General features: G+C 39.5%; 20 protein-coding genes. 9 read left to right on the top strand and 11 right to left on the bottom strand.

Features of this window, described 5'->3' with window-relative positions; genetic code table 11:
- The first annotated feature begins 83 nt into the window (after positions 1-83).
- Complete coding sequence (locus JWR23_RS03315; RefSeq protein WP_299512946.1) at positions 84-1,955, top strand: CocE/NonD family hydrolase; 1,872 nt, start codon at positions 84-86, stop codon at positions 1,953-1,955.
- A gap of 350 nt (positions 1,956-2,305) precedes the next feature.
- Here the strand turns inward: JWR23_RS03315 and JWR23_RS03310 are convergent, their stop codons facing one another.
- Complete coding sequence (locus JWR23_RS03310) at positions 2,306-2,932, bottom strand: 4'-phosphopantetheinyl transferase superfamily protein (RefSeq protein WP_299512944.1); 627 nt, start codon at positions 2,930-2,932, stop codon at positions 2,306-2,308.
- 142 nt (positions 2,933-3,074) lie between these two features.
- Between JWR23_RS03310 and JWR23_RS03305 the strand changes: the two genes are divergently transcribed.
- Positions 3,075-7,016 carry a Pls/PosA family non-ribosomal peptide synthetase gene (locus JWR23_RS03305; RefSeq protein ID WP_299512941.1) on the top strand — a complete coding sequence of 1,314 codons (3,942 nt, stop codon included), beginning with the start codon at positions 3,075-3,077 and terminating at the stop codon, positions 7,014-7,016.
- A 567-nt stretch (positions 7,017-7,583) separates the two neighbouring features.
- On the opposite strand, the gene JWR23_RS03300 is transcribed toward JWR23_RS03305, so the two are convergent.
- On the bottom strand, positions 7,584-8,429 hold the full coding sequence (locus JWR23_RS03300; RefSeq protein ID WP_299512939.1) for a transglutaminase family protein: 846 nt from the start codon (positions 8,427-8,429) through the stop codon (positions 7,584-7,586).
- Positions 8,430-8,438: 9 nt separating this feature from the next.
- The gene (locus JWR23_RS03295; protein WP_299512937.1) at positions 8,439-9,158 is read right to left on the bottom strand and encodes a peptidase; all 720 of its coding nucleotides are present in this window, start codon (positions 9,156-9,158) and stop codon (positions 8,439-8,441) included.
- A gap of 408 nt (positions 9,159-9,566) precedes the next feature.
- Here JWR23_RS03295 and JWR23_RS03290 point away from each other — a divergent pair, with 408 nt between their 5' ends.
- Both JWR23_RS03290 and JWR23_RS03285 read left to right on the top strand, forming a co-directional pair.
- Entirely contained in the window at positions 9,567-10,808 is a 1,242-nt protein-coding gene (locus JWR23_RS03290) for a sensor histidine kinase KdpD (protein ID WP_299512934.1), read from the top strand.
- Positions 10,809-10,853: 45 nt separating this feature from the next.
- Complete coding sequence (locus tag JWR23_RS03285; protein WP_299512932.1) at positions 10,854-11,126, top strand: UBP-type zinc finger domain-containing protein; 273 nt, start codon at positions 10,854-10,856, stop codon at positions 11,124-11,126.
- A gap of 203 nt (positions 11,127-11,329) precedes the next feature.
- On the opposite strand, the gene JWR23_RS03280 is transcribed toward JWR23_RS03285, so the two are convergent.
- Positions 11,330-12,382: a DUF6515 family protein gene (locus JWR23_RS03280; RefSeq protein WP_299512930.1), complete on the bottom strand. Its 1,053-nt coding sequence runs from the start codon at positions 12,380-12,382 to the stop codon at positions 11,330-11,332.
- A gap of 389 nt (positions 12,383-12,771) precedes the next feature.
- Between JWR23_RS03280 and JWR23_RS03275 the strand changes: the two genes are divergently transcribed.
- Both JWR23_RS03275 and JWR23_RS03270 read left to right on the top strand, forming a co-directional pair.
- Positions 12,772-13,320 carry a DUF2911 domain-containing protein gene (locus JWR23_RS03275; protein WP_299512927.1) on the top strand — a complete coding sequence of 183 codons (549 nt, stop codon included), beginning with the start codon at positions 12,772-12,774 and terminating at the stop codon, positions 13,318-13,320.
- Between the two features lie 88 nt (positions 13,321-13,408).
- The gene (locus tag JWR23_RS03270) at positions 13,409-14,482 is read left to right on the top strand and encodes a DUF3810 domain-containing protein (RefSeq protein WP_299512925.1); all 1,074 of its coding nucleotides are present in this window, start codon (positions 13,409-13,411) and stop codon (positions 14,480-14,482) included.
- 3 nt (positions 14,483-14,485) lie between these two features.
- On the opposite strand, the gene JWR23_RS03265 is transcribed toward JWR23_RS03270, so the two are convergent.
- The 7 genes from JWR23_RS03265 to JWR23_RS03235 form a co-directional block, all read right to left on the bottom strand.
- Positions 14,486-14,740, bottom strand: coding sequence for a hypothetical protein (locus JWR23_RS03265; protein WP_299512923.1), 255 nt, complete (start codon positions 14,738-14,740; stop codon positions 14,486-14,488).
- A 165-nt stretch (positions 14,741-14,905) separates the two neighbouring features.
- Positions 14,906-15,202, bottom strand: coding sequence for a thioredoxin (gene trxA / locus JWR23_RS03260; protein WP_299500319.1), 297 nt, complete (start codon positions 15,200-15,202; stop codon positions 14,906-14,908).
- A gap of 11 nt (positions 15,203-15,213) precedes the next feature.
- Positions 15,214-15,726, bottom strand: a complete 513-nt coding sequence (locus JWR23_RS03255; RefSeq protein WP_299512922.1) for a hypothetical protein — start codon at positions 15,724-15,726, stop codon at positions 15,214-15,216.
- A gap of 532 nt (positions 15,727-16,258) precedes the next feature.
- A complete protein-coding gene (locus JWR23_RS03250; RefSeq protein WP_299512919.1) occupies positions 16,259-17,428 on the bottom strand; it encodes a Gfo/Idh/MocA family oxidoreductase in 1,170 nt (389 codons plus the stop codon).
- A gap of 2 nt (positions 17,429-17,430) precedes the next feature.
- Entirely contained in the window at positions 17,431-18,327 is an 897-nt protein-coding gene (locus JWR23_RS03245) for an MBL fold metallo-hydrolase (RefSeq protein ID WP_299512916.1), read from the bottom strand.
- 159 nt (positions 18,328-18,486) lie between these two features.
- Positions 18,487-21,513 (bottom strand): DUF2723 domain-containing protein, encoded by a 3,027-nt coding sequence (locus JWR23_RS03240; RefSeq protein WP_299512914.1) that lies wholly within the window; start codon positions 21,511-21,513, stop codon positions 18,487-18,489.
- A gap of 208 nt (positions 21,514-21,721) precedes the next feature.
- Positions 21,722-23,059 carry a dihydroorotase gene (locus JWR23_RS03235; RefSeq protein WP_299512911.1) on the bottom strand — a complete coding sequence of 446 codons (1,338 nt, stop codon included), beginning with the start codon at positions 23,057-23,059 and terminating at the stop codon, positions 21,722-21,724.
- Between the two features lie 186 nt (positions 23,060-23,245).
- On the opposite strand from JWR23_RS03235, the gene JWR23_RS03230 reads away from it, so the two are divergent.
- The 3 genes from JWR23_RS03230 (at position 23,246) to gldC (ending at position 25,262) form a co-directional block, all read left to right on the top strand.
- The gene (locus JWR23_RS03230; protein WP_299512908.1) at positions 23,246-24,589 is read left to right on the top strand and encodes a DEAD/DEAH box helicase; all 1,344 of its coding nucleotides are present in this window, start codon (positions 23,246-23,248) and stop codon (positions 24,587-24,589) included.
- Positions 24,590-24,659: 70 nt separating this feature from the next.
- Positions 24,660-24,926: a hypothetical protein gene (locus JWR23_RS03225; RefSeq protein ID WP_299512906.1), complete on the top strand. Its 267-nt coding sequence runs from the start codon at positions 24,660-24,662 to the stop codon at positions 24,924-24,926.
- Positions 24,927-24,932: 6 nt separating this feature from the next.
- A complete protein-coding gene (gene gldC / locus JWR23_RS03220) occupies positions 24,933-25,262 on the top strand; it encodes a gliding motility protein GldC (RefSeq protein ID WP_299512904.1) in 330 nt (109 codons plus the stop codon).
- Positions 25,263-25,264 lie beyond the last annotated feature (2 nt).

Below are 25,264 nucleotides of genomic sequence, written 5' to 3'. Positions count from 1 at the left end.
ATAATGTCTTTTAACTGGTATTTGCTGCCTTTGGGTAACGTTTCTTAATTAAATTTCTGTATTTTCATGCATTAAATTATACCATGAAAAAACTGATCCTTTTTATTCTTCTGTTTACTTCTGTAAGTGCTTTTGCACAAATAGCCACTGTTGGTGATGCAGCTTATATAAAAGCAAATTATACCAAATACGAATACCAGATACCTATGCGCGATGGTAAAAAGCTTTTTACATCCGTATATGTACCTAAAGATCAGTCGAATAAATATCCATTTATGATGGATCGTACCCCATACAGCGTAGCGCCATACGGACCGGATACGTATAAATCTTCGATGGGGCCATCTTCTCAATTTGTACATAACGGTTATATTTTTGTTTACCAGGATGTGCGCGGCCGTTGGATGAGCGAAGGTGTTTATGAAGAAATGACCCCCGAGCTGGAAGTGCATAAAACCAATACAGCCGTGGATGAGGGCACCGATACTTACGATACTATAGATTGGCTATTAAAAAACGTACCTAACAATAATGGCAAAGTAGGCGTATGGGGAATATCATATCCCGGATTTTATACTACCACCGCATTGTTGAGCCGCCATCCTGCGTTAGTGGCAGCATCACCACAAGCGCCTATTGCCGATTTATGGCGCGATGACGGATGGCACAACGGCGCTTTCTTTTTGGTAGCTAATTTTGGTTTCTATCCCGGTTTTACCAACAGGCAGGATGATAAGCCAACCCAACGCAGGGGCGGGCGCTTTAACCCCGGTACAGATGATGGTTATGATTTTTTTATGAAGATGGGATCTATGAAAAACACTAACGATAAGTATTATAAAGATACCATACGCTTGTGGAACGAAATGATGGATCACCCAAATTATGACCAACATTGGAAGGACCGTAACGTGTTGCCTCATCTGCATGATATAAAAACCGCCGTTTTAGTTACCGGCGGCTGGTATGATGCCGAGGACCTGTATGGTGCTATAAATACCTATAAAACACTGGTTAAGAATAATCCAAAAACGCCTGTTTACTTTACAATGGGCCCGTGGGTACATGGTGGCTGGGCACGCGGCCCCGGCGATCATTTAGGCGATGTAGATTTTGGCGGCCCTCAGGGCCCGCATTACCGTGACGATATTGAGTATAAATTTTTTAGCCATTATTTAAAGGGTACCGCTATGGCTATACCCAATATATCAGCCTTTGAAACAGGCGTTAATAAATGGAAAGGTTATGATGTTTGGCCACCGGGAAATACAGAGGACAAGCAACTGTACTTATTGCCGGGTGGTAAATTGTCATTCAAAGCCCCGGCCACCGGAAAAGATAGTTATGATGAGTATGTATCTGATCCTGCTAACCCGGTTCCGTTTGTGGCCGACAGGAAGCAAACCATGGATATGCAACGTGAGTATATGACCGCCGACCAACGCTTTTTGGCAGACCGTAAAGATGTGCTAAGCTATCAAAGTGATGTACTGGATACAGATATAACCATAGCCGGTAACATCTGGGCCGATCTGAATGTATCAACCACCGGCACTGATGCCGACTTTGTTGTGAAGGTATTGGATGTTTATCCGGACACGGCATCAAACAATAAATTTACCGGTGCAGGTATAAAAATGGGCGGTTATGAGCAAATGGTACGCAGTGAGCCTATCCGCGGTAAATACCGTAACAGCTTTGAAAAGCCTGAACCATTTATACCCGGTAAGGTAACCCCGGTTAATTTTGAGCTGCAGGATATACTGCATACTTTTAAAAAGGGGCATAAAATTATGGTGCAGGTACAAAGTACCTGGTTCCCGCTTATTGACCGTAACCCGCAAACTTTTGTAGATATTATGAAAGCCAAAGAAACCGATTTTCAAAAGGCAACACATAAGATATATACATCAAAAGAGCATCCGAGCTTCTTAAAGGTCAGGGTGATTGAGTAATATTTTATGGCGACGAATATGTAATATATATGCTCCATAGGAGCTACCTATTTGTAGAAAAATTAATAACCAATAAATTGCTCCGTAGGTGCAACCCTGAATTGATAGGCCGAACCTGCTAAAGATGGGTAGCCTCTAACGAGGCAAAAGAACTTGGATATACTTTCTACTACTACAAATAGGTAGCTCCTACGGAGCATTTTTACTAATCAGACAATTCCTGGCACTACTCGCAAAAATAGGAGTGCAGTTTGTTTTACCGGTATCTGCTTTATGAAATGGAATATGATTTACCAATACTTGCAGGTTTGCCTTCAGGAATAAATATTTGCGGGTCGGTTATCATAAGGCTATAAAGTTAAATATTGTATCGCTATTTCCTGCTTAACCGTATGCGCCATACAGCTTTGATAGGCCGGATCAATATCAATAGGTGATAAATAATAGGTTTCGCCTTTATAAGTAAAAATATCCCCCGAAACATCCATAGCTAATAACGGGGTATAAACGCCGGTTCCTATGGCTTTTAGCAAGGCTTCCTTGCGTGTCCAATACTTAAAAAATTCAGTGTTAGGGTCTTTATTACTGCGGATGTTTTGCTGTTCAATGGTTGTAAAATAATCATCATAATCAAAATTAACCGGTGCGGTCAGTTCTATATCAATACCAACTTTCCCCTGGGTGGTTGCACAGCAAATTACCCTGTTGCCGGCATGCGATATGTTAAAATCAAATCCGGCATTAAAATAAGGGCGATGGTATGGATTATAAAGCAAATCATTCAGCGTTAAATCAAGATTAAAATGCTTTAATAATTCTAAAACTAACAGGTTGCCGCCTACCGAGAGCTGCACGTCTGAATGATTGCGTTTTTTTAATATTTTTTGTTTTAATGCGGATGGTATAGGCGCTATTTTTTGTTCCAGTTCACTACTGCTCCAGGGTTTATCAATTGTAGTATGGTAACAAATAATCATTTGTAATAATATTATCTCAATTACTTTATGCGTTAAACTATATGTTTTTATTTAATCTAAACATACAAAACATGCTTACTATTGAGTTAGTTAGCCTGAACTATAAACCAATTAATATACCTCTAAAGTAACTATATTTATTATGAATTCACTGAGTGTTATACTCGGAGCCGATCGCCCGGACCTGATACGGGAGGAAACATTGGCTACTTTATTTTATACTTCGGCCGGGCTGCATGCGAATAAAACTGCTCTTGTTTTTAATGACCGATCTTTAACCTATGCCGAGCTTGACCGATGGAGTGACGCGGTAGCCGATTATTTAAACAAAAAAGGGATTGCACGTAATAGCAAAGTAGGGGTATGGTGGCAGCGCGGCCTGGAGCTGCACGTGGCTATTTTAGGTATTGTAAAATCGGGCGCAACCTATGTGCCTATTGATAGGGAAATTCCCGCAGAACGTGTAGAGGTAATATTAGAAGAGGTTGGCGCAGATGGTGTTTTTAGCTTGCAAAAATTAAATTCGCCTTGTGCGCGGTTAAGCGTAAAACCAATGCCTGCGCCGCACGATAAAGTTAAAAGACCTAAAGGGCCCAAGCCTGATGATTGTGCTTATGTATTATATACTTCGGGCAGTACAGGCAAACCTAAAGGAATTCCTATAAGCCAGAAGCAAATATGCCATTTGGTGCGTTCAGAACAAACTGTTTTTGATATCAGGGAAACCGATAGGGTGTACCAGGGTTTCTCTGTATCATTTGATATGTGGTGCGAAGAAACCTGGATAAGTTATTTTGCCGGAGCTACCCTTTGGGTGGCCGATAACACCACCTCAAAGGCAATAGATGAGTTGGGCGATATCCTGAAAAAAGAAAATATAACCATTCTGCACGCGGTACCCAGTTTACTGGCAGTTATGGAAGACAGCATACCATCTTTACGATTAGTAAATGCGGGTGGCGAAGCTTGTACACCACAGGTATTGACCAAATGGGCAAAACCGGGTATGCAGTTTTACAATAGTTACGGGCCTACCGAAACTACAGTAACCGCTACCATTGCGCCCTTAAATATTGGTGATAAGATAGTTATAGGGCAACCATTACCTAATTATAATTTGGCAGTGGTTGATGAAACCTTAAATATTTTACCTTATGGCGAAGAAGGTGAACTGGTTATTACCGGCCCGGGTGTTGCATCCGGCTATGTTAAATTGCCGCAGCTTACCCAGCAAAAATTTGTATCCAAGCCAAAATCACTTAACCTGTTGCCGGGTAATATGGTATATAGAACCGGCGATGCTGCTATTATAAACCCCGATGGCAGTGTAGACCTGCTTGGCCGCTTTGACGATCAGATAAAATTACGTGGATACCGGATAGAGTTAGGTGAAATAGAAGTTAAGCTAAATGCTATAGCCGGTGTCGCATCTGCTGTTGTCGCGGTAAAAAAGGATGGTAACGCGCAGGAGCAATTGGTAGCATATGTTGTTATGGAAGGCCTGAATTGTATTGAAGAGAATCTGTTCCGTATAGAATTAGCTAAAACACTGCCATCCTATATGGTGCCGGGCACCATTGTAACTATTAATGAAATGCCCCGCATGCCAAGCGGTAAAATAAACCGCAAGGCATTACCTATACCCGAATCATTTGCCACCATAAGCAATAATTCGCAAAATACTATCGACCTAAATGCCCCGGCTGCAGATAGAATATTGGCTGTTTTACGTGGGATATTCCCTAACAAGGAAATTAATCCATCTATGGATTTCTTTGATGACCTGGGCGGGCATTCATTATTGGCAGCCGGTTTTGTATCGCAGCTGCGCCGTGATGCTAATTTGCCCGGCGCATCCTTAAAGGATATATATATTAACCGGCCGCTAAGTAATTTAACAGGCGTTTGGGAAAGCCAGCCTAAGGTTAAGGCTAAATCAAAACGCCATTATAAAAGGGTATCATTGCCCACTTATTTACTTTGCTGGCTGGCACAAACAATATCGTTATTGTTAATTTATGGCTTATTTGCCTTCCAGATATTTATACCCTACCTGGGCTATTATTATTATGTTGATCAGGAAACCGGTAATGTAGCTTATTCTATCATTACATCGCTGGTGCTGTTTTCATTTATCCCGCCCATATTTACTATTATATCTATTGGTGCTAAATGGCTGGTAATAGGGAAGATTAGAGAGGGAGATTATCCTTTATGGGGGAGCTATTATTTTAGATGGTGGTTTGTTAAAACTATACAGCGTTTATTGCCTGCGCAATTTTTAAACGGCACGCCGCTGTACCCGCTTTATTTAAGTTTATTAGGTATGAAGATAGCGCCCAATGCCCAGATAAGTAATTTTAATTTTGGTGCCGAGGATTTGATAACTATTGGTAACGATGTTAGTATAAGCTCACAAACCAACCTGAATAACGCGTTTGTGGAAGACGGTATGCTTAAGTTGCGCCGCATAAAACTTGGTGACCATGCTTATATTGGCAGCAGTGCCATAATATCAGGCGATAGCCATGTGGCTGCATGGGGCGAGCTGCAGGATCTGGGCTTTTTGCCTCCCGGCAAAACTATAGGATATTGCGAGGTATGGCAGGGTAGCCCCGCGCAATTAAAAGAAACCAGGAATATTGAGGACCTGCCGCAACCATTAGTGGTATCAGCTTTTACCCGCAGAAAGTATAAGCTGGTGTTTATTATGTGCATGATGATATTTCCATTTATAATTTTATTGCCATTGCTGCCAACAATAATTACCATAAACCGTATGGATAACGCGGCGCCCGATTATAATTTTAATTATATGGTGCATGTGCCAATGCTGGCTATAATGTATATTATACTGTTTGCAGCAGAAACTATACTATTTACCCGCATTTTGCAACGAGGGATTAAACCGGGCAAATATTCGGTGTACAGTATGTTTTATGTACGTAAATGGTTTGCCGATCAGTTAATGTCGTTAAGCCTTATTGTAATGCATCCTATATACGCTACCGTATATGTGGCATCGTTTTTCAGGGCGCTTGGTGCTAAAATAGGGAAGGGTACAGAAATATCAACCGCCAGTAGTGTAACGCATCCACTGCTGGAAATAGGCGATGGTGCTTTTGTTGCCGATGCGGTTACTTTAGGTGAAGCAGACGTACGCGGACAACAACTAATATTGGATAAAACAACTATTGGTAACAGGAGCTTTGTTGGCAATAGTGCACTTATCCCGCAAGGGTATCATTTAAACAGCAATATGCTGATAGGAGTATTATCTACGCCGCCTGATGAACAACAAATGGCTAATACCGCTGCTAAAGATTGGTTTGGTTCGCCCGCTATACCGTTGCCACGAAGGCAGGAAAGTACACTTTTTGGTGAGGAATTGACCATGCACCCTAATAATTACCGCAAGTTCGCCCGCGGCTTTGTGGAGTTTATCCGCATTATTTTGCCCGAAAGCGCTATTATTTGCTTTTCGATATTTTTTATCGCGTACGCTCATGATCTGTTGGTAGATGACCCGCTGTGGAAGATCATTGTTTATTTCCCGTTTTATTACTTGTTTTTTATGGGCATACCTTCGTTTTTGGTTCCGTTGGTATTAAAATGGTTGTTTATTGGTAAATATAAAACACAGCAAAAGCCTATGTGGAGCTGGGCCGTTTGGAAAAGCGAGGCCATTACATCTACTTATGAAGCATTAGCTATACCGTTTTTATTAGACTATTTGCAGGGAACGCCCTGGCTGCCGCCATTGATGCGCCTTTTAGGCGTAAAAATTGGCAAACGCGTGTGGATGAACACTACCGACATTACCGAGTTTGATATGGTAACTATTGGTGATGATGCTGCCCTGAACCAGGATTGCGGCCCGCAAACACATTTGTTCGAGGATAGGGTAATGAAAGTTGGTACCGTAAAAATAGGTGCCAGAAGCAGCATAGGCGCGGGCACCATTATTTTGTATGATAGCGAATTAGGCGACGATACCCGTATTGAAGCGTTATCATTAGTGATGAAAGGCGAGCGCCTGTCGCCGGGAACGGATTGGATAGGCAGCCCGGTGAAACCGGCGTAGGCCAATGTCATTAAGTTAAGGGAAAATATTATTTAAAAATGCGCCGTAGGTGCAAAATGTCGGTAGAAAATATCATATAAATTATTTAGCGTGCCGTCAGGTACGCAACATCGGCGAGGTTCCGTACCTGACGGCACGGCATTTCTTTGGTATTTATTTTGCTACCGACCTTGAACCCCGATGGGGTTTCTCTTAACTTAATGACATTGGGCGTAAGCCCTCTAAGCGTAATAGATTATGAAAAGACAGCATTCAAAATTACATCAATAGTATTGCCCCGGTGGGAGCGCTCACAGACTGTTTCAGCCCCTGATAAAAGTGTTTCACATCAGGTGTTTCACTCTAAATTTGCAAAAATCGATAAAATGACATAAAATACTTATTATAAAGTATTTATGCTGTTTTACCTAAAGCTTTTGTACTGTTTCAAAGTGTTTCACTCATTTTTTCAAATTGCTATATATCAATAAGTTAACCTAAAAGAGTGTTTCATGTGTTTCATTATTTTGTGAAACACTACATAAGCCTTTTTAAAGTAGTTACTGTCCCGGGGAGGGTTGGTCAGGCTTACAAATACGATATCCCCATATAATCTATATGTCCGTAAAATATGGGTTCAAAGCCTTCATCGGCAAGTTCGCAGCTCACTATCATGGATCTAAAAGTTGCATCGCCAAAAATGTTGGCTATAGCAGTATCGGCAGCATCACGGCCTGTGGCTATTTTAACCATGCCATTTAACGGTACAAGCTTTGTAGCATCAAATAATATCCATTCGCCGCCTAAATATGCCTCAAAGCAGGCATGGAAATCGGCAGGTTTTAAGTGATAGGCATAGCCGGTAAAATATCTTGCAGGTATAGTTAATGCACGGCAAAGGGCAATGCCTAAATGCGCAAAATCACGGCATACGCCGGCCTGCTCTGTTACAGTATCAAATGCTGATGTTTGCGCGTTTGTTGAACCGCTTAAGTATTGTACATTACGATGAATCCAGTCGGTAAGTGCTATAACCTTCGTGAATGGATTTACAATATGCCCAAACATATTATTAGCTAACCGGTATAGCTTGTCTGACTGGCAATAACGGCTTGGGTACAAATAAGGCATTATAGCCGGATCAAACTGAGCCACCGGTACTTCGTCGTGATGCTCATAGTCTATAATCTTGGTAAAATTATCAACAGTTGCCTTGTAGGTGACTTTAAAAGTGCCGGGGTCATTGATCTCAAATCTTACCAGGCGGTTCTCGCCGTTGGCCGATACTAACTCTTCGGTTTTTAGATATGGATCAATAGTAAAAGTTTCGCTTATTACGGTTTGATGTTGTGTTCTTAAAGCGTTGATATTTAAAATCAAAGTACTCGCCGACCTCACATTATATTCCATTTCGGTGAATACATCGAATTTCATAGTAGTAATTTATGGTAGTTTATTAAAGGCAACATTAATCCAGTCCTCGGATACATGTTGCAAGGCTGCCTTTAGTTCTTCGGCCCATTGGGTCGAAATATTCTCCAGGTCTTTTTTCTCGTAACGTTGTTCAATAATGTGAAAGCTGTCTTTTTTGTAGATCGCCACATCTATTGGGAAATCCACATTATTTGAGCTTACACGGGTAGAGTCAAATGATAAAAAACCTACCTTCAGTGCCAGTTTTAAGCTGGAATTTTCATCTAATGTACGGTTAAGTATAGGTTTTCCATGTCCCGAATTACCAATAATTACAAAAGGCGCACCTTGTCCTAATTCTACCCAGTTTCCTTCGGGATATAATAAAAAAAGTTTATGCTCATCATCATCTTTTAACTGCCCGCCAATTATACTGTGCAGGTCAAAGTTAAAACCGGCCCTTTCTAATGATTCCTTATCTTCCTTAACTACTCTTTTAACCTGTTCGCCGAAAGCATTTACTGCTTTATATAATTTATTGTACTCGGTGGTTTCCAGTAATTCGGTAAAATATACAATAGCTTTATCCCTTGTAGAGCGTAAACCGCTTGTCATAATGAAAAGAGAAAATCCGTCTTTTTGTTCTATCGAAATTTTCTTTTTTACAGTAGTGTCAGTTCCGGATGTAATGCGGGTATCAGCAATTGCAAGCAGGCCCTCTTTAACCTTTATTCCGAGGCAGTAAGTCATAATTATTTAATTCAGAATGTGTATTGAATTTTGTGGTGGACAAAGTAAATAAATAAAGAATATTAACACCTAATAAATATCGAAAAATGTAAACATTAACCTTTTCGTGGCATTAAAGCAAGATATAATTAACATCACTAAACCTGCAACCCAGCGGACAAATGAAATATTTATATTGTTTGACGAAGCATTTTAAGCAATGGTTTATTTTGTTTAAATTCATACAAAATTAAATATGGTATTTAAGAACAACGTTAATGTATTCAGTATATTTGCCTATCTCAAATATATATCATGAGGGTTTATTTTTTTACAAGGATTAGCTTACCTAATCGCTCCGCTTTCCGTAGTTACTCCACCCTCCAGAATTTAAAAACGGTAAAGAATATCAGTTTAGTTTATTTCCTGATGAGTTTGTCAATACGGTTGATCTGCAGGTTTACCAACCTGCCTTTTAATAATGTAAACCATATTGATGAATTGGGTATTGCTAATATGATCTCGACCATAATTACTCCATTATTTTATGTTGGTAGTACATTGCTTATAAAGTATTTTGAGCATGACCGCCTGGTTGAATTTATTGGCAGGGCATTGATACTGATATTTGCCTTATTTGTCATAACTAACGGGATGAGGGTTACTTTTTTTGTTATGCATAATCCTCGTAATACATTAGTAATGTATCTGGCAGCATTAACGCTTGTTGGTGTATTCTTTACTTTGGAATATTATGAGACTCTTTTTGTTGTGGTGGTAATAAGTGTCATTTTTATGCTTACAGTGCCCTATTATCAGCATAGTTTTGAGGAGCAACTGTTAAATGACGTGGTTTCGGCTGTACTGGTAACTTTATTTTTTTGCATATCAAGATTCGTATTCTCTTATCGTGCTGATAATTATTTAAAGCTTAAAGCAATTGAAGAAAAAAATATAGAAATAGAAACAGCCAGTAAGTTAAAAAATGAGATACTGGGCATTGTAGCGCATGACCTGCGCAACCCGCTTACCGCTATTAAAGCATTGGCTATGATAATGGAAGAAGATGAAACAATAGATGCGGATAACCAGGAGAATATCCAAATGATAAAAACATCATGCGATAAAGCAACTTCAATAATTAATGATTTAATAGAAACAGCTAATAATGAAAATGACATTGCTTTTGATATTGAAGAAGTAGAGCTTAACCAATATCTTTTAAAAGTTGTTGATGAATGGGTTAAAAATAAGATGGGGCAGGTTAAATTATTATACTACGGTACAGACCAGCCAATTTATACCCATATTAATATGGAAAAGATGCAGCGGGTTATGGATAACCTGATAAGTAATGCCATTAAATTTTCGCGCGAGGGTGACCATGTTGAAGTTTCATTAAGAGATACAGACGGGCAGATATTTATTGATGTAAAAGATTTTGGTATGGGTATACCAGAAAAGTTATTGCCGTATATTTTTGATCGTTTTTCAAGAGCGAGCCGCAGGGGTATTCGTGGAGAAGAGTCTGTAGGGCTTGGATTAAGCATTGTTAAACAGATAGTAAAAAAACATGGCGGAGACATTGAAGTGTGTAGTACAGAAAAGCAGGGCACTACCTTTACAATACACATGACACCGATAAAAATCGATAATAAGGCCCATTCATAAACACATGCAAATACCTATATCAGAACATTTTATATGCTATAGATTATGGAAAATGAACAGCTATGTGAGCATCTGAGACAAATAAAAACCATTATACAACCCAAAGAGCTTGTATGCGAAGAATGTATTAAAACCGGTGATGACTGGGTGCATTTACGTACCTGCCAAACCTGTGGCGTTACCCTATGCTGTGATGATTCTCCAAATACACATATAACAAAGCATTATCATGCAACAGATCATCCGGTTATAATATCTGCACAGCCAGGCGAACAATGGCTTTGGTGCTACAAGGATGAAATTTTTGCAGAGTATTAAGACTTGAGACTATATCAAAATTGATATTACAAAAATCAGAACAGAATTATGCAGACTTAGCTCTCTGCGTTACTTTGTGACTTCTTTGTACTCAAATAACAATATAGGGGTTTGTTTGTCAGTATAAATTCATACCTATAAATAGCTTAATAAAAAGGGTGAACACCGTAAAGCGTTCACCCTTTTTATTAAGAAATTAAATTTTAATTGCCAGGCGTCTGATCGGGGGTGCCTACAATTTTATATACTTTTTTACCATTCTGATCACGGGATTCCTGGTAGTAAAAATCGTCAGGCGATACGTAGTATTGTTCGCCATTAAGTTTTATTTTACGGGTATCCGGGGGCAAACTATAAAATATGTCGCCAATTTCCGGTGATGCAACGGCCTGATTGCTGCCATTATTGGGAGCACTGTTATTATTATAGTTGCTATTATCGTTTGTGTCTAATTGGCCATCTTTACCGGCAACCTGGTATACAACAGTGCCGTCATCTTTAGTAATTGGCGTATAGTAAACACCGTTTAGCTCATAATATTGCTGGCCGTTTATGGTAATTGATTGCGCGTTAGATGGTAACGTATTAATTGCAGCACCTATAGGCGGCTCTACTACAGTGTATTGGTCGTTATTATATTGATAATAATAGCCATCACTAAAGTAAAACTGGGCATCGCCCCAATAAAAAGGGTAGTAGCCAAAAGGCAATATGCCTAAACTAAAACCTAAACGTGGATAATATGCGCTGCGATAAAAGCCGCGGTTATAATAAAAACCGCCATGATTGTACCAAGGGCTGTAACGATAGCCGTAACCACGTCCATATCCACCGCCAAAAGTATGGCCCCCTCTTGTTACGAAGCCCCCACGCGCTACTGCAGCTCCTCCGCGGTAGCCATTGGTTACTCCAACCCTGTTATTGTAAGAGTTAAATCCACGAGTATTTCCGGTTATGCCAACCCTGTTAGTATTTGCACCAATGTTACCACGCATACCACCGCTTTGAAAACTTTGACGCGAGGTACCAAAACTATTAGTAGTACGACCTCCACCCGAAAAACCTCCGTTTGAACGACCGCCTGAGAAACCACCACCGCCACTATTGTGGGAGCCGCCGCCTCCACCGCCGCTATTACCGCCACCTCCGCCACCGCTATGGCTACCACCTCGTTGCGCATTAGCGGGAACAGACAAAAACAAACATAATAATCCGCTTAAGCCTGTTAATATCAAATATTGAGATATCCTTTTCATAATGATTTTATAATTTAAACAGCGTTTTCAAGCGCTGTTATTTATATAGACTAAAAAATAGCCATCGGTTTAATCCTCACATAAATATATAGATAAAAGCCATTCAACTTTACCAGACGCTGACAAAAATACTTATTGGTAGGTATTTTAATCTATATAGAACAACAATAAAAAAAACCCTTGCCTTTTGGGCAAGGGCCAACTCACAACAATTGTTTAACCTCAGGTCTATGAAACCTTCAGTCAATTCCTAACTGCAAGGTGAATCAGTGTTATAACAGTATATACTTAAGTTGGTTTTAAATTTTTGAATAGAAATTCATTTTATAACGCTTGCAACAATCAAATTTCAACCTATCTTTATATTGTAAACCAAATAGTATAAAATCATGAAAAAAGTATTTCAATTAAAGGCAATAGTTTTCCTGGCATTTGCACTTTTAGTTTCAACCGCAAGCTTTGCACAAAACAAGGCTAAGGTTGTAGCAAGCCCACGCGATAGTGTATCAGGAAAGGTGCATGGTGCAACCATCACTATTAATTATGGCAGCCCATCAGTAAAAGGGCGTAAAATATTTGGCGGATTAGAGCCTTATGGTAAAGTATGGAGAGCTGGTGCCAATGAAGCTACCACATTTACAACTGATAAAGATATTATAGTTGAGGGCAAAAAATTACCCGCTGGTAAATATGATTTGTTTGCTACACCCGGAGAAAAGGAGTGGAAGGTTATTTTTAACTCTAAACATGCCAGTTGGGGTATAAAAGGTGCACCGGGCGGTGGGCATGTAGCAAATGACGACCCGTCAACAGAAGTTTTGGTTGCAACCGTTACGCCTAAAACAGTTGAACTTACTGAGCGTTTAAAATATGTAATAACCAGTAAGGGTTTTGAATTGGTATGGGAAAACGTATCAGTACCTGTTTCTATAAAATAATTGAAAATTATATTTAAAAGCCTCCGGCCACCGGGGGCTTTTTTGTTTATAGCTGGTTATATAGCATAACCTTATATTTGTATTGTAAATGCCGTATCAACTCAATAAAGTACAAAAAAAACTGTTAGCTATTGCAGTATTGGCAATTGTAATCTTTTTGCTATCTGTATTTGAAGATCATCCGGCGGCTGTTGAGCATTATTATTCTGAGGGATTATATGTGTTTATTTGCCGGTTATTACATCCTGTTCTTAACCTGTTTCCTTTCAGTGTTGGCGATGTGGTTTATATTATTGTTATAGCTTATTTAATATATTTTTTAGTTAAACTTATTGTGCTGGCTTTTAAAAGACAGTTTAAACGCATAGGCAACTATTTATTAGGTTTGATTATAGGAGTACAGGCAGGGCTGCTGATTTTTTACCTGTTTTGGGGAGTAAATTATTTCAGGCCATCGGCAGCGCAACGGCTTGGGCTACGGGATACTAACTATACTTTAACTAATTTACAGGCTGTTACCTGTATTATTATTGATAGTGCAAACGCTTGCCGCGCACGCATTAACAAAGCAGATACCTTACAGGATAATGCAGCCATATATCAAACAGCAATAAATGCGATAAGTAAGCTTTCTGCCGATTCGGCTAACTTTCGTACCTGGCACCCGGGCATAAAGTCATCATTGCTTACACCATTTATGAATTACATGGGCACTTCCGGTTATTATAACCCATTTACCGGCGAAGCGCAGATGAATTACCAAATGCCTGTTTTTGAGCGCCCGTTTGTTGCTTGCCATGAAATGTCACACCAAACAGGTTATGGGCCAGAAGATGAGGCTAACTTTGCCGGGTTTTTAGCGGGTATAAGATCACATGACAGATTGTTGCGTTATTCTGCCTACCAGGCAGCTTTGGATGAATGCATGCATGCCCTGCGACGCAGAGATACGGTAGTTAATAATGAACTAAAAACCCATATATCAGCAGCAGTACGTAACGATTTTAAGGCCCAACGGGCCTATTGGCTTTCTTTTAGAGGACGTGTAGGCATACTAAGCAGTATTTTTTATGACGATTACCTAAAGGCCAATAATCAGCCTCATGGCCTAGATACTTATAATCAAATGGTGTTACTGTTAATGGCCTGGTACAGCAAATAATTATCAAAAAGCGTACGAATAATAATTGCTTAAATGCTTTTCGAGCTGGTCCATCAGCGCTTTTTTTAACCTGCCCTTATAGCATACCAATTTACTTTTAGGCGTATAGCTAACTTCACCTAATACTTTGCCTTGCTTTATAACCTTAAAATTACCGGCCAGGCTGGGTAAAACGGTTAAGTTATGTTCTTCATTAGCCAGGTTTATCAATATATGAAACTGGCGCTGCGGTATAAATCCTGATGGCTGTAACAACATAGTAATCCCGGTTTTAAGATGTTTACTAATATTCGAAAAGAGTGTATAAATATAACAAACTATTGGATGTAATAGTATAAATTAATTTAATTTCTCCCCTAAAAAATTATTATCCGAATATGATTATTGAATATGAACCCTGCTATAAGTAAATATTAAATTTGCTTACAGATATTGCGATATAATTTGCTGCAACTGGTTAGCTTGTACTACGCCGCTTTGCCGCCATTTTATTTCCCCTTTTTGAAATATTATTAACGTTGGTACGCTTTGAACTTTATAAGCGCTTGCTGCTGCCGGATTTTTGTCAATATCAATCTTTATTACAGTCACTTTATCGCCCAGGTTACTTTTAAGTTGTTGTAAAATAGGCGGCATCATTTTACATGGGCCGCACCACTCGGCCGAAAAATCCACCAGTACAGGTTTTTCTGCTGCGATAATTTCCTGGAAATTTGCCATAATGTTTTTAATTATAATACAACTCCGGCTTCTGTAAATAACAATTGATCCTTACCGGCCAGTGCAGAGGTTGCATACCCATTATTATTTATAAACAACTTTTCATTTTCGGCAGTTATATGAAGCCCTTCGGTTTCAAAATCGCCGCTGATACGTATAACCACTACAGGGGCATGTACTTCCAATTCGGCTACAATATAATGCTCTAATCTCATGGCAGACTGGTCATCCAATTGATGTATATTTAAAATTACCAAACCATCCGGATTTAAAACTTTAACATAATCCCGTTGGGTTTCCACTGTGAAAACAGAATTTATTTCAACAATATTGTCAATAATTATAATTGAGTTTCCATTTACGTCTTTAATATCAACATCAATAGATAAAGCAGACCCGGGCTCATTATTGTGATAAATAGACCTTATTTTTATTATTTCTTTTGAGTGTTCAGCATCAGCATAACTAATAACGCCATTGGGAACTATAAAAACACTTGTACCTATAATAAATGCGTATTTCATGGTTTGTTGGGTTTACTTAATGCTATAACCATTAAGTTTAAAAAATGTGTTAGGTATTTTAACAGAAATCCCCGTTTTTACATGAATCATACCAATTAGTCTGTTTTTACTTATCTAACCTTAAAATTACAAAGCAGCATTAACGTTGCATGGGTAAAAGAACCAATTCCTACACGCTCGACTCCGGCTTTGGCTAAGGATTGGCTGGTCTCGCTTTTCCCAGTACAGCGAGCGAGGTACGAGTGTGGCAATCTCTACATGCTAAGTATTACCAAATTGTTGTGTAGAGATTGCCACGCTACGTTTACAATGACGTGATTGTAAGTTATTGATTATCAATACAATTAAAATTGTCATCTCGAACATAGTGAGAGATCTTATACACCCTGCTAAGCAACCATGCCTGGCGTTTAAGATTTCTCCTCGTTCCTCGTCGAAATGACAACGTGTTTATGTAATTTTTTTTGCATACGTCATAACGATTTTTTTCAGGGTTGGCCCTGGTGGGTACCCACAATGACGTAATTGTTAATTATAACATCAAATCAATACGCTGTGCATTTTTCTGCGCCAATAGCGCCAGTTCAGTTGCTAAAAAGCAATGTTCTTGCGGCATAGCTGTTTCTGTACGGTTAAGTATATCGTTAATTAGTTGCTCACCAAATGGCAGGTAGTCTTTACTGCAATCAATATAGCGTATCTCTTTTTGGTTAGCGATGAAAAGATGGTCGCCACCCGGACGCCCGGCTATATCTAAAGTTTTTCTAACTTCTATATAACCCTCTGTTCCTAATATAGTTAGGCGGCCATCACCAAATGTAGGTATAGCGTCAGGAGTGAACCAATCAAGCCTTATGTAGCCCATGCCTCCATTTCCGCGCAGCATTACATCGCCAAAATCCTGTATTTTTGGATATTGCGGATGATTTACATTGCCAATTTGTGATGCAACAATCTGTGCTTTGGTTGTGCCTGTAAAATATAAATACTGGTCAAACTGATGCGAGCCAATGTCGGTTAATATCCCCCCGCAATATTGCGGATCAAAGAACCATTCGGGGCGTGATTTTGGGGTCATTTTATGCGGGGCAATATTAATAGTTTGTATAACTTTGCCTATTGCACCGGCTTTAGCCAATTCGCCTGCCTTAACAGTTGCCTTGCTTTCAAACCGTTCGCTATACATAATGGAGTAAATGCGTTTAGTTTCTTTCTGTACTTTTCGTACCTCGGCTAATTGTGCTAATGTGATGGCTCCTGGTTTGTCAGACAGGTAATCTTTACCATGCTTCATAACACGGATACCCAAAGGTGCCCGATCAACCGGTATGCCTGAGCTTAGGATCAATTGAATAGAAGGATCTTCTAATATTTCATTCTCGCTACCGGCCAGTTTTGCCTGCGGGAATTTTTTGGCAAACGCTGCTGTCAGATCAGGTTCTTTAGCATAAAACGAAATTAATTGCCCGCCACCACGGGTAACAGCATCTACCATACCATTAATATGGCTGTGATTGATACCGATAACAGAAAACCGGAGCCTGGTTGCTATTTGTTTAGCAGGAATATCTGCCGCAGGCTCATAAATAACTTTTTCGGTTGACGCTTCAACGGGTAGGGTAGGCAGCAGCATTAAACCTGCTGCCGCGGTTGTTGTATTTCTGATAAAATTGCGCCGGTTAAATTGCTGTTTTTTTGACATAGTTAAACGTTGAACTCATCATAAGCTGCCGAAAGGCTACGTTGTATACCATCTCCCTGCCATTCAGTTACACCGGGTATAGAAGTTGCTTTTAGTATATCATCTTTTGATTTGCCTGCTTTAATTTCGCTGCTAACAAATGCCGCCAGCTTCTCCATATAATTTTGCATTGCTTTCAAATCATCCAAACTGCCGGTAACCTTTACCGGATCATAGGCGTGGCCAAATACAAACAGCGTGTTTTTATCAAATTGTTTTTGAGCTTTCTCTAATACTACGGCCCAGTTTTTTACAGAGGCCCCGGCGGTACGGTCAATATACGGGTACATACGGTTAAATACCAGGTCGCCTGTATGTACAATATTGGCGTTTTCAAAATGTATCATAGCATCACCATTGGTATGCCCCGGCCCCCAGTAATGAGTGCGTATGGTTTCATCGCCCACTTTTGTTTTCCATTGGTCGGCAAAGGTAATATTAGGGTATAATTGCTTATCCTCTGTATTTGCTTTAACAGCAACAGCCTTTTGATTTATAAGCGAGTTTTGATGGGCCGCGACATTTTTAGCCAATCCCTTAAATGCTATATTACCACCGGTATGGTCGCCATGGTGATGGGTATTTATTAACCACTGAAATGGCAGGGTAGATTGCTTTTGTAATTCGGCAATAACATGTGGGGCTGTGTCGGCAAACTCGGCATCTACCACAACTATACCATCTTTATTACTTAACCAGGCAATAGTACCGCCACGTTCGGTAAATATACCCATGTTACTGCGCAGGGGTTTAAATTGATAAGTTGGATCTGCTATTAATGATGCTAAACTTCTTTTACTTAAAAGGGTTAAAGCGCCCGCGGCTACGGCGGTGGTTGCTAAAAAATTACGGCGTTGCATAGGTTATGATTTTTATTTGAAGTTACTAAATAAAAATAGGTATAAACAAATCTGAACGAAGCCTTCGCCTAAATTGACATTTATTTTATCAAGGCAGATAAAAAAGAAAAGGCGATCCTGTTTAGAGTCGCCTTTTCTTTGTTTATACTAATAAACTTGTTATTGTTTAAAAATAGCGGCAAACTTAGTTTCGTAATCTTTGGCCTGCGCTTGCAATTTATTGTATAAGGCAGTTTGATGATTAGTTTTTGCCTCGTCGGCCATTGCATTTATCAATTGGATACCTACCTGCGCGTCGCGCGGACTAAATGTATTTGAATTAGTTGTTAACTGCGTGTAGTAATAATCTAACTGATCTGTTATATAATTGTCTATGTTGGTAATATATTTTGAGCCTAAAGCAAGGTCATGTAATTGATAGGCAGTTTGTGCAATAAAAAATTTAGTGCCGGATGTACGCATATCAATATTCAGGTCAGGCATTACCGAATCATATTTGTGTAACGCTTTTAAAGCAAGATCCGAATGATTGTCGCGTATAAGGCCTTGCATCAGATCAAGGAAAGTGCTTACCATAACGGGATAGAACATGGTGGTTGATTCATGATCCAAATAACGGGCGGTTTTATAATTACCGAATTTAAATTTGTTCATCATGTTATTATACATCACCATGGTATTGGTTTTGCTTGCCTGGTCCCTAACAGCAGTATCAACCTTAAGCGGCATTAAGTGATAAACAAACCCTTCTTTATACAGGTAAGGCTGTAATCCTATCAGGTTTTCATTGCCAACAGTAATGGCAAAGCATATGGGCCTCTTCCAGTTATTATGTGCCAATATATCCAACATGGCCAGGTTATCCTTCATCACATAGTTAGAAGTGTATTTCCACTTCATGGTATCGGCTATCATGTTTCTTTGCGAAGCGGGTACTATGCCGTTTTTAATGATCTCATCAGGATTAATAGTTATTTTAAAGTTTTTAGTAGGCAGGTAGTTAGCTATTTCGCCGTTTTGATATTGGGTCATGGTACGTTGATCATCAGATGATATAAAATCAAATACATCTTTAACTTCAACATAACCGGGTATTTTGGCATCCCTGAAATAGATCACATCACGTACGCCATCTTTATACTTATCAAAAGGCATAGTTATAGGCAATGCATCAGCATCGTTCATTTTACGTTGCATTTGGTGTATATACCAATCGCCGGTAAATAAGCTAAGGTTTACCAAACGCACATCGGGCCTTATGTTTTCAACCTCCTGGTCATACCATAAAGAGTAGGTATCGTTATCACCATAAGTAAATAAAATGGCATTTGGCGGGCATGATATCAAATAATCATAAGCCGTATCGTGCGCTGTACGTTTTGTAGAGCGGTCATGGGCCTTCCATTCTTCGCCTGCCAGTACTGCCGGCACGGCTAATAAACAAATAGCTGTAGCAGCCAATGCAGCTGTTTGTGCCTTTAACGCTTTTTTTAATAGTTCGGCAAGTGCTAATACACCTAAACCTATCCATATAGCAAAGGCATAAAACGAGCCTACATACGAGTAATCTCTTTCGCGTGGCTGTACAGATGGCTGGTTAACATATAGTATAATGGCCATACCGGTAAAAAACCATAACAGGGCCACAATTAGCGCGTCGCGCTTTTTGCGTTTAAAATGATACCAGGCACCCAATAGGCCCAATATTAACGGCAGGGCAAATAATGGCGTATAAGTATTGCTATGCATTATTGATTTTGGCAAATGCTTAGCTCCATCAAAAATGCCGGTGGTCCAATCGCCATCAACATAACCCTTAAAGCCACCCATTTGCTGCTGGCCATCCATATCATTTACGCGGCCTGCAAAGTTCCACAGAAAGTACCTCACGTACATTTGATAAGTTTGCCAGCTAAAAAAGAATTTTAGGTTTTCAACCATTCCCGGCACATCAGTATCACCCATTTGCAGCCATTGCCTGTAAAATTGCGGGTCCTGTCCCTCGGTACTATAAGTACGCGGGAAAATGGTTGTATGGTCATAAATATAACTTTGTTTATGGCCAGATACCTCGTATTTAGTTTTGCCCTTTCGGTATTGAGTGGCACCTTCGGTTTGGTCAACTATTTTAGCATCAAAATAAGGGCCCGATATTAATGGCGTTTCGCCATACTGCTCACGATTTAGGTAGCTGTTTAGCGTAAAAGCATTATCAGGATGTGTATTATCTAAATTAGTATTAGCAGTTGCACGTATCGGTATATAAACAAATGAGCTATAACCAAAATAAATAAATGCCACACATAAAAATGCCAGGTTTAAGAACGCTTTTTGTTTACGTATACTATATATAATACCGGCTACCAATATAGCTATCAGCAATAAAAAGAAGAAGATTGATCCGCTGCCAAAACCTAAACCTAAAGTGTTTACAAAGAATAAGTCGAAAAATGCCGAAAGTTTTATGGTCCATTGCCTGATGCCAAATTGTACCAAACCCAGTATAACTATACTTACTAAAAATGCAATCAACCCGCTTTTAACGGTTACTTTTTTGGTTCTGCGGAAATAATATACTAGTGTTAAAGCAGGTATGGTTAATAAATTAAGTAAGTGTATACCAATTGAAAGGCCTATAACGTAAGCTATAAATATCAGCCATTTATCGGCACCCGGTTCATCAGCATGGGCATCCCATTTTAATATGGCCCAAAATACTATAGCGGTACATAATGATGAAAGCGCGAACACAATAGTTTCTACAGCCGAGAACCAAAAAGTATCAGTATAAGTAAAGGCCAATGCACCAACCAAACCTGCACCCATAATAAGTATTGTACGCGACTTATCATTTTCGCCATCAGTAACCGGTAAAAGCTTTTTAGCTAATGCGGTAATAGTCCAAAACAGGAACATGATAGCAGCCCCGCTGGCAATTGCCGAACCCATATTGGTAAAATAAGGCACCTTGGTATTATCGCCTAAAGACAATAAAGAAAATACTTTGCCTAACATGGCAAATACAGGGTATCCGGGTTGGTGGGCAACCTGTAAACGGAAAGCGCACGAAATAAATTCGCCGCAATCCCAATAGCTCACGGATGGCTCTAAGGTTAAAATATAGGTAACAGAAGCTATTACAAAGCAAAGCCAGCCTAACAGGTTATTGATTTTTTTGTATTGCATGGATAATGGATATAAGTATAGTTTTATCGATTAGTAAATATCAGGTTTTTTATACCTTATTATAAATAAACAGCTTTAAGTAGATTAATTTTAACATAAATTAACTTTTCGCCTGCCCGCATAAGCGGCAAATATCATAAATATCCGGGAATAATGATTGATTATTTTGAGGTGAGATTACCTTGTTACGCCAGCATTGATATGATTTTTATTGTCTCACAAAACTCAATCTTTTACCTGCAACATCTGTTGCAAACACACCATCACTCCAGGCCAAATTGCCCGATACAATGGTGTGTATTATTTTAGATTTGAACGTAGTTCCCTCAAACGGGCTCCATTTACATTTGTATAAAATATTGCTTTTATTTACCTGCCAGGGCTTATTTAAATCAACTAAAACCAAGTCGGCATAATAGCCTTCGCGTATAAAGCCACGTTTCTCTATTTCGAAACAAATAGCCACATTGTGGGCCATTTTCTCGGCTATTTGTTCCAGGCTTATTTTGCCCTGGTGATAAAATTCAAGCATAGCGGGTAAGGCATGCTGCACCAATGGGCCGCCCGAGGGAGCCTTTAGATAAGGGTGCGCCTTTTCTTCAGCAGTATGCGGCGCATGGTCTGTAGCTATTACATCTATACGGCCATCCAAAACACCTTTTAAAATACCATCGCGGTCATGTTCGGTTTTTATGGCCGGGTTCCATTTTATCAGGTTGCCCTTAGTTTCATAGTCCTTGTCACTAAACCATAGGTGATGCACACAGGCTTCGGCGGTTATCCTTTTATCTTTTAGTGGAATGGTATTGTCAAATAAATACGTTTCTTTTTCTGTAGATATATGCAAAATGTGCAAACGTGTATTATGCTTTTTAGCGAGATCAACCGCCATTGATGAGGATAGGTAACATGCTTCTTCGCTTCGTATTTTAGGATGCAATCTTACATTGATATTATCACCCAATAATTGTTTAAAGTGGTTTAAGTTACTTTGTATTGTGGCTTCATCCTCACAATGCGTAGCAATAAGCATTGGCGATTGTGCGAAAAGATTCTCCAGTGTAGCAGGATTATCAACCAGCATATTACCGGTAGATGAACCCATGAAAACTTTAATGCCGCAAACGTTTTTAATATCGGTGCGCAATACCTCATCCAAATTATCATTGGATGCACCCATAAAAAATGAGTAGTTAGCTAATGACTTGTCAGCTGCAATCGCATACTTATCTTCCAGTAATTGCCGGGTTAATGTATTGGGTACGGTATTAGGCATTTCCATAAAAGACGTAATACCACCCGCAACTGCCGCGCGCGATTCTGAATAGATATCACCTTTATAAGTTAAGCCCGGTTCACGAAAATGTACCTGGTCGTCAATAGCACCCGGGAAAAGATGTAATCCTTCTGCATTGATCACTTTATCGGCAGCAACATCAATTTGTTTGTCTATGCGCTCAATCAGGCCATCTTTAACCAAAATATCAGCAACGTATTGCTTGTTTTCATTAACTATAGTGGCTGATTTGATTAGAATAGTGCTCATAAAGCAAATATAGTTTTATAGTCCGAAAGGCAAAAAACAACTGCGCACGAAAGTTTTTAGTTTGAACCCTAATTATTAATTACCAACAACATTATTGAGTTTGAGCTATAGACTGTCCGCGGACAAATATTATATCTCCTTTTTACCTTTCCCCTTCACCTCAACAAAAACCCCTATCTTTGCCCCATGGCAATAACGTTCGAGGATCTTAAATTTAACCGGCAAATTTTAAATGCCATTGCCGATGCCGGTTATACCGAGCCTACGCCGGTACAGCAAAAAGCTATCCCGCCAATATTGAACGGGCAGGATGTAATGGGCATAGCGCAAACCGGTACCGGTAAAACAGCAGCATATGTTTTGCCCATAGTAATGCGCCTTAAATATGCACAGGGCGACCACGCGCGAGCCTTAATTATTGCTCCTACGCGTGAGCTGGCCATGCAAATTGAAGAAAATGTAAAAATTTACTCCAAATACACCGATCTGCGTACCGTTTCTGTATACGGCGGCCTTGGCCCTAAAACGCAAATAGAATTAATAAATAAGGGGGTAGATATTATAGTTGCTACCCCTGGCCGTTTCATGGATATTTATTTAGCCGGACACATTGTTACCAAAACTCTGCAGGTTTTAGTATTGGACGAGGCCGATAAAATGATGGATATGGGCTTTATGCCACAAATAAACCGGATATTGGAAGTTGTGCCGCTTAAACGGCAAAACCTGCTTTTTTCTGCTACCATGTCTGATAAAATACATGAGCTGTCGGCAAACTTTCTGGAGTTTCCAACGGTTATTGAGGTTACACCACAAGCTACACCGGCACAAACAGTAATCCAGAAACTTTACCATGTGCCAAATGTAAAGACCAAAATAAACCTGTTGCGTGAGTTGCTAAAAGACGAGGGCGATATTACCAAGCTAATGGTGTTTTGCAAAACCCGTATGGCTGCCGAGGATGTTTACAAGTTTTTACTCCGCAAGTTTGGCGAAAAAGAGGTTAAGGTATTGCATGCCAACAAAGGGCAAAATACCCGTATTAATTCCATGAACGCGTTTAAGAATGATGAGGTTAAAATATTGGTAGCTACTGATGTTGCCTCGCGTGGTATAGATGTGAGCGATGTAAGCCATGTAATAAATTTTGATGTGCCTGTAGTGATTGAAGATTATGTGCATCGAATTGGGCGTACAGGCCGCGCGCTGCAATCGGGCGAGGCTATTACTTTTTGCAATCCTGCCGAAGAATATTATTTAAATAAAATACAAAAGCTAATCAGGCAAACTATACCTGTGTTTGCTATTCCTGCGGGAGTATTTGTAGAAGCAACCCCTTACGAAGAAAAACAGGATCAGGACAGGGAGATAGATATGCAAAAACGTAAGGACGACCCTGATTTTAAAGGTGCGTTCCATGAGAAGAAAACATTGAACCAACGAAAGAAATTTGATGCCGAAAAAGCCAAACGAAAGGGTACGCCGCACCCAATTAAGGGCAAGCCTAAATCTTTCAGAAAAAAGCATTAACTATATTTTAATAAAAAAACCATGTCATTTCTAACGAGGTACGAGGAGAGATGACAGATATCATGAGATAATGAAATTAAGAATTACCCCTTTAAACTTTGCAACCGCGTTTTTTTTATTTTTAGCCGTATACATCTGGATAAACGGTGCTGCTATCACAGGTATGAAATTTACGCACCTGGGCGGTGCCATCAGCCTGATATTTTTGCTGTTTGCCTTTGTAGTGTCATTTATGGATATAATGTTCCGTAATTTTTTCCCTGACCTCAAAAAAATATGGCTAATTGAATTAAGCTTTATAGCTTTGGCAACTATTATATTTTTACTTGTTAAATAACTATTAATGAAGACCGCCGAAATAAAAATCACCGTAGCGCTTGACGATAATAATGTTCCTGAAAAAATTTTATGGGAATCAACCGATGCTGCTAATAAAGAAGCATTGCCTGTATCATCTTTCATGTTATCCCTATGGGATCCAAGCTACAAAAATACCTTGCGTATTGACCTTTGGACAAAAGATATGCCTGTTGACGAAATGAAACGTTTTTTTTACGAAACCCTGCAAACCATGGGCGATAGCTTTTTACGTGCCACCGGCGAAAAAAATATAGTTGAAGATTTACGTGATTACTGTGCCCACTTTGCCGATAAAATGGAAATAACCAAATAGTA

This window comes from Mucilaginibacter sp. (assembly GCF_028288205.1).
GTDB lineage: Bacteria > Bacteroidota > Bacteroidia > Sphingobacteriales > Sphingobacteriaceae > Mucilaginibacter.
Note: the sequence above shows the minus strand (reverse complement) of the source record. Positions and strands in the feature narration are given on the sequence as shown.

Excerpts from the sequence above, each read along its gene's own strand:
- JWR23_RS03290 (WP_299512934.1), top strand. The coding sequence starts at position 9,567 with ATGAGTTTGTCAATACGGTTGATCTGCAGGTTTACCAACCTGCCTTTT.
- JWR23_RS03280 (WP_299512930.1), bottom strand. The coding sequence starts at position 12,382 with ATGAAAAGGATATCTCAATATTTGATATTAACAGGCTTAAGCGGATTA.
- JWR23_RS03235 (WP_299512911.1), bottom strand. The coding sequence starts at position 23,059 with ATGAGCACTATTCTAATCAAATCAGCCACTATAGTTAATGAAAACAAG.
- JWR23_RS03305 (WP_299512941.1), top strand. The coding sequence starts at position 3,075 with ATGAATTCACTGAGTGTTATACTCGGAGCCGATCGCCCGGACCTGATA.
- JWR23_RS03310 (WP_299512944.1), bottom strand. The coding sequence starts at position 2,932 with ATGATTATTTGTTACCATACTACAATTGATAAACCCTGGAGCAGTAGT.
- JWR23_RS03225 (WP_299512906.1), top strand. The coding sequence starts at position 24,660 with ATGAAATTAAGAATTACCCCTTTAAACTTTGCAACCGCGTTTTTTTTA.
- JWR23_RS03240 (WP_299512914.1), bottom strand. The coding sequence starts at position 21,513 with ATGCAATACAAAAAAATCAATAACCTGTTAGGCTGGCTTTGCTTTGTA.
- JWR23_RS03230 (WP_299512908.1), top strand. The coding sequence starts at position 23,246 with ATGGCAATAACGTTCGAGGATCTTAAATTTAACCGGCAAATTTTAAAT.
- gldC (WP_299512904.1), top strand. The coding sequence starts at position 24,933 with ATGAAGACCGCCGAAATAAAAATCACCGTAGCGCTTGACGATAATAAT.
- JWR23_RS03300 (WP_299512939.1), bottom strand. The coding sequence starts at position 8,429 with ATGAAATTCGATGTATTCACCGAAATGGAATATAATGTGAGGTCGGCG.
- JWR23_RS03285 (WP_299512932.1), top strand. The coding sequence starts at position 10,854 with ATGGAAAATGAACAGCTATGTGAGCATCTGAGACAAATAAAAACCATT.
- trxA (WP_299500319.1), bottom strand. The coding sequence starts at position 15,202 with ATGGCAAATTTCCAGGAAATTATCGCAGCAGAAAAACCTGTACTGGTG.
- JWR23_RS03250 (WP_299512919.1), bottom strand. The coding sequence starts at position 17,428 with ATGTCAAAAAAACAGCAATTTAACCGGCGCAATTTTATCAGAAATACA.
- JWR23_RS03315 (WP_299512946.1), top strand. The coding sequence starts at position 84 with ATGAAAAAACTGATCCTTTTTATTCTTCTGTTTACTTCTGTAAGTGCT.
- JWR23_RS03255 (WP_299512922.1), bottom strand. The coding sequence starts at position 15,726 with ATGAAATACGCATTTATTATAGGTACAAGTGTTTTTATAGTTCCCAAT.
- JWR23_RS03295 (WP_299512937.1), bottom strand. The coding sequence starts at position 9,158 with ATGACTTACTGCCTCGGAATAAAGGTTAAAGAGGGCCTGCTTGCAATT.
- JWR23_RS03275 (WP_299512927.1), top strand. The coding sequence starts at position 12,772 with ATGAAAAAAGTATTTCAATTAAAGGCAATAGTTTTCCTGGCATTTGCA.
- JWR23_RS03245 (WP_299512916.1), bottom strand. The coding sequence starts at position 18,327 with ATGCAACGCCGTAATTTTTTAGCAACCACCGCCGTAGCCGCGGGCGCT.
- JWR23_RS03270 (WP_299512925.1), top strand. The coding sequence starts at position 13,409 with ATGCCGTATCAACTCAATAAAGTACAAAAAAAACTGTTAGCTATTGCA.
- JWR23_RS03265 (WP_299512923.1), bottom strand. The coding sequence starts at position 14,740 with ATGTTGTTACAGCCATCAGGATTTATACCGCAGCGCCAGTTTCATATA.